Source organism: Streptococcus sp. HMSC065H07 (assembly GCF_001837325.1).
Taxonomy (GTDB): domain Bacteria; phylum Bacillota; class Bacilli; order Lactobacillales; family Streptococcaceae; genus Streptococcus; species Streptococcus salivarius_H.
In genome coordinates this window covers 1-5,047 of sequence record NZ_KV832012.1, presented here as the reverse complement: position 1 = coordinate 5,047, position 5,047 = coordinate 1, and the positions used below count along the sequence as shown (strand labels likewise).

General features: G+C 49.4%; 1 tRNA gene and 3 rRNA genes. All 4 read left to right on the top strand.

The annotated features are described in order from the left end of the window. Nucleotides 1–127: 127 nt before the first annotated feature. Nucleotides 128–1,675 (top strand): 16S ribosomal RNA (locus tag HMPREF2637_RS00175). 54 nt (nucleotides 1,676–1,729) lie between these two features. Continuing rightward, nucleotides 1,730–1,802: transfer RNA gene (locus HMPREF2637_RS00170), tRNA-Ala, on the top strand. 146 nt (nucleotides 1,803–1,948) lie between these two features. Next, nucleotides 1,949–4,848 (top strand): 23S ribosomal RNA (locus tag HMPREF2637_RS00165). Between the two features lie 83 nt (nucleotides 4,849–4,931). Then, nucleotides 4,932–5,047 (top strand): 5S ribosomal RNA (rrf, locus tag HMPREF2637_RS00160). Together the 16S, 23S and 5S rRNA genes with 1 tRNA gene alongside form the textbook arrangement of a ribosomal RNA operon.

Genomic DNA, 5,047 nt, shown 5'->3' with positions numbered 1-5,047 from the left:
AGACCTTTGAGAACTGAATAAGAAACCAAGTGCAGGGTTATGATAGAAGAAATTATAACCTGTCAATTTACAAGAATAAATCGTCAGACGACGGTAATGAGTTAACGCTCGAACAATTATTAAAGATTTTAATGAGAGTTTGATCCTGGCTCAGGACGAACGCTGGCGGCGTGCCTAATACATGCAAGTAGAACGCTGAAGAGAGGAGCTTGCTCTTCTTGGATGAGTTGCGAACGGGTGAGTAACGCGTAGGTAACCTGCCTTGTAGCGGGGGATAACTATTGGAAACGATAGCTAATACCGCATAACAATGGATGACACATGTCATTTATTTGAAAGGGGCAATTGCTCCACTACAAGATGGACCTGCGTTGTATTAGCTAGTAGGTGAGGTAACGGCTCACCTAGGCGACGATACATAGCCGACCTGAGAGGGTGATCGGCCACACTGGGACTGAGACACGGCCCAGACTCCTACGGGAGGCAGCAGTAGGGAATCTTCGGCAATGGGGGCAACCCTGACCGAGCAACGCCGCGTGAGTGAAGAAGGTTTTCGGATCGTAAAGCTCTGTTGTAAGTCAAGAACGAGTGTGAGAGTGGAAAGTTCACACTGTGACGGTAGCTTACCAGAAAGGGACGGCTAACTACGTGCCAGCAGCCGCGGTAATACGTAGGTCCCGAGCGTTGTCCGGATTTATTGGGCGTAAAGCGAGCGCAGGCGGTTTGATAAGTCTGAAGTTAAAGGCTGTGGCTCAACCATAGTTCGCTTTGGAAACTGTCAAACTTGAGTGCAGAAGGGGAGAGTGGAATTCCATGTGTAGCGGTGAAATGCGTAGATATATGGAGGAACACCGGTGGCGAAAGCGGCTCTCTGGTCTGTAACTGACGCTGAGGCTCGAAAGCGTGGGGAGCGAACAGGATTAGATACCCTGGTAGTCCACGCCGTAAACGATGAGTGCTAGGTGTTGGATCCTTTCCGGGATTCAGTGCCGCAGCTAACGCATTAAGCACTCCGCCTGGGGAGTACGACCGCAAGGTTGAAACTCAAAGGAATTGACGGGGGCCCGCACAAGCGGTGGAGCATGTGGTTTAATTCGAAGCAACGCGAAGAACCTTACCAGGTCTTGACATCCCGATGCTATTTCTAGAGATAGAAAGTTACTTCGGTACATCGGTGACAGGTGGTGCATGGTTGTCGTCAGCTCGTGTCGTGAGATGTTGGGTTAAGTCCCGCAACGAGCGCAACCCCTATTGTTAGTTGCCATCATTCAGTTGGGCACTCTAGCGAGACTGCCGGTAATAAACCGGAGGAAGGTGGGGATGACGTCAAATCATCATGCCCCTTATGACCTGGGCTACACACGTGCTACAATGGTTGGTACAACGAGTTGCGAGTCGGTGACGGCAAGCTAATCTCTTAAAGCCAATCTCAGTTCGGATTGTAGGCTGCAACTCGCCTACATGAAGTCGGAATCGCTAGTAATCGCGGATCAGCACGCCGCGGTGAATACGTTCCCGGGCCTTGTACACACCGCCCGTCACACCACGAGAGTTTGTAACACCCGAAGTCGGTGAGGTAACCTTTTGGAGCCAGCCGCCTAAGGTGGGATAGATGATTGGGGTGAAGTCGTAACAAGGTAGCCGTATCGGAAGGTGCGGCTGGATCACCTCCTTTCTAAGGAAAAACGGAATGTACTTGAGTTTCTTATTTAGTTTTGAGAGGTCTTGTGGGGCCTTAGCTCAGCTGGGAGAGCGCCTGCTTTGCACGCAGGAGGTCAGCGGTTCGATCCCGCTAGGCTCCATTGAATCGAAAGATTCAAGTATTGTCCATTGAAAATTGAATATCTATATCAAATTCCATATGTAATTAATTACATATAGATAGTAACAAGAAAATAAACCGAAACGCTGTGAATATTTAATGAGTTAGGTCGCAAGACCAAAATAAGGTTAAGTTAATAAGGGCGCACGGTGGATGCCTTGGCACTAGAAGCCGATGAAGGACGTGACTAACGACGAAATGCTTTGGGGAGCTGTAAGTGAGCAATGATCCAGAGATGTCCGAATGGGGGAACCCGGCAGGTAATGCCTGTCACTCATTACTGTTAAGGTAATGTAGAGGAAGACGCAGTGAACTGAAACATCTAAGTAGCTGCAGGAAGAGAAAGCAAAAGCGATTGCCTTAGTAGCGGCGAGCGAAACGGCAAGAGGGCAAACCGAAGAGTTTACTCTTCGGGGTTGTAGGACTGCAACGTGGACTTAAAGATTATAGAAGAACTACCTGGGAAGGTAGGCCAAAGAGAGTAATAGCCTCGTATTCGAAATAGTCTTTATACCTAGCAGTATCCTGAGTACGGCGAGACACGAGAAATCTCGTCGGAATCTGGGAGGACCATCTCCCAACCCTAAATACTCTCTAGTGACCGATAGTGAACCAGTACCGTGAGGGAAAGGTGAAAAGCACCCCGGGAGGGGAGTGAAATAGAACCTGAAACCGTGTGCCTACAACAAGTTCGAGCCCGTTAATGGGTGAGAGCGTGCCTTTTGTAGAATGAACCGGCGAGTTACGATATGATGCGAGGTTAAGTTGAAGAGACGGAGCCGTAGGGAAACCGAGTCTTAATAGGGCGCATTAGTATCATGTCGTAGACCCGAAACCATGTGACCTACCCATGAGCAGGTTGAAGGTGAGGTAAAACTCACTGGAGGACCGAACCAGGGCACGTTGAAAAGTGCTTGGATGACTTGTGGGTAGCGGAGAAATTCCAAACGAACTTGGAGATAGCTGGTTCTCTCCGAAATAGCTTTAGGGCTAGCGTCGATGTTAAGTCTCTTGGAGGTAGAGCACTGTTTGGGTGAGGGGTCCATCCCGGATTACCAATCTCAGATAAACTCCGAATGCCAACGAGATATAATCGGCAGTCAGACTGCGAGTGCTAAGATCCGTAGTCGAAAGGGAAACAGCCCAGACCACCAGCTAAGGTCCCAAAATATATGTTAAGTGGAAAAGGATGTGGGGTTGCACAGACAACTAGGATGTTAGCTTAGAAGCAGCTATTCATTCAAAGAGTGCGTAATAGCTCACTAGTCGAGTGACCCTGCGCCGAAAATGTACCGGGGCTAAAACATATTACCGAAGCTGTGGATACCTTTATAGGTATGGTAGGAGAGCGTTCTATGTGCGAAGAAGGTGTACCGTGAGGAGTGCTGGAGCGCATAGAAGTGAGAATGCCGGTATGAGTAGCGAAAGACAGGTGAGAATCCTGTCCACCGTAAGACTAAGGTTTCCAGGGGAAGGCTCGTCCGCCCTGGGTTAGTCGGGACCTAAGGAGAGACCGAAAGGTGTATCCGATGGACAACAGGTTGATATTCCTGTACTAGAGTATATAGTGATGGAGGGACGCAGTAGGCTAACTAAACCAGACGATTGGAAGTGTCTGGCCAAGCAGTGAGGTGTGATATGAGTCAAATGCTTATATCTCTAACATTGAGCTGTGATGGGGAGCGAAGTTTAGTAGCGAAGTTAGTGATGTCACACTGCCGAGAAAAGCTTCTAGCGTTAATTATACTCTACCCGTACCGCAAACCGACACAGGTAGTCGAGGCGAGTAGCCTCAGGTGAGCGAGAGAACTCTCGTTAAGGAACTCGGCAAAATGGCCCCGTAACTTCGGGAGAAGGGGCGCTGACTTATGGTCAGCCGCAGTGAATAGGCCCAAGCAACTGTTTATCAAAAACACAGCTCTCTGCTAAATCGTAAGATGATGTATAGGGGGTGACGCCTGCCCGGTGCTGGAAGGTTAAGAGGAGTGCTTAGCGTAAGCGAAGGTATGAATTGAAGCCCCAGTAAACGGCGGCCGTAACTATAACGGTCCTAAGGTAGCGAAATTCCTTGTCGGGTAAGTTCCGACCCGCACGAAAGGCGTAATGATTTGGGCACTGTCTCAACGAGAGACTCGGTGAAATTTTAGTACCTGTGAAGATGCAGGTTACCCGCGACAGGACGGAAAGACCCCATGGAGCTTTACTGCAGTTTGATATTGAGTATCTGTACCACATGTACAGGATAGGTAGGAGCCTATGACCTCGGGACGCCAGTTTCGAGTGAGGCGTTGTTGGGATACTACCCTTGTGTTATGGCTACTCTAACCCAGATAGGTTATCCCTATCGGAGACAGTGTCTGACGGGCAGTTTGACTGGGGCGGTCGCCTCCTAAAAGGTAACGGAGGCGCCCAAAGGTTCCCTCAGAATGGTTGGAAATCATTCGCAGAGTGTAAAGGTATAAGGGAGCTTGACTGCGAGAGCTACAACTCGAGCAGGGACGAAAGTCGGGCTTAGTGATCCGGTGGTTCCGCATGGAAGGGCCATCGCTCAACGGATAAAAGCTACCCTGGGGATAACAGGCTTATCTCCCCCAAGAGTTCACATCGACGGGGAGGTTTGGCACCTCGATGTCGGCTCGTCGCATCCTGGGGCTGTAGTCGGTCCCAAGGGTTGGGCTGTTCGCCCATTAAAGCGGCACGCGAGCTGGGTTCAGAACGTCGTGAGACAGTTCGGTCCCTATCCGTCGCGGGCGTAGGAAATTTGAGAGGATCTGCTCCTAGTACGAGAGGACCAGAGTGGACTTACCGCTGGTGTACCAGTTGTTCTGCCAAGAGCATCGCTGGGTAGCTATGTAGGGAAGGGATAAACGCTGAAAGCATCTAAGTGTGAAGCCCACCTCAAGATGAGATTTCCCATGATTTTATATCAGTAAGAGCCCTGAGAGATGATCAGGTTGATAGGTTAGAAGTGGAAGTGTGGTGACACATGTAGCGGACTAATACTAATAGCTCGAGGACTTATCCAAAGAAAGTAACTGAGACATATTGACAACGATTTGGTTTCTTGATACAGTATAGATATTCAATTTTGAGTTGAGAATACTCAGAGTTAAGTGACGATAGCCTAGGAGATACACCTGTTCCCATGCCGAACACAGAAGTTAAGCCCTAGTACGCCTGATGTAGTTGGGGGTTGCCCCCTGTTAGATACGGTAGTCGCTTAGC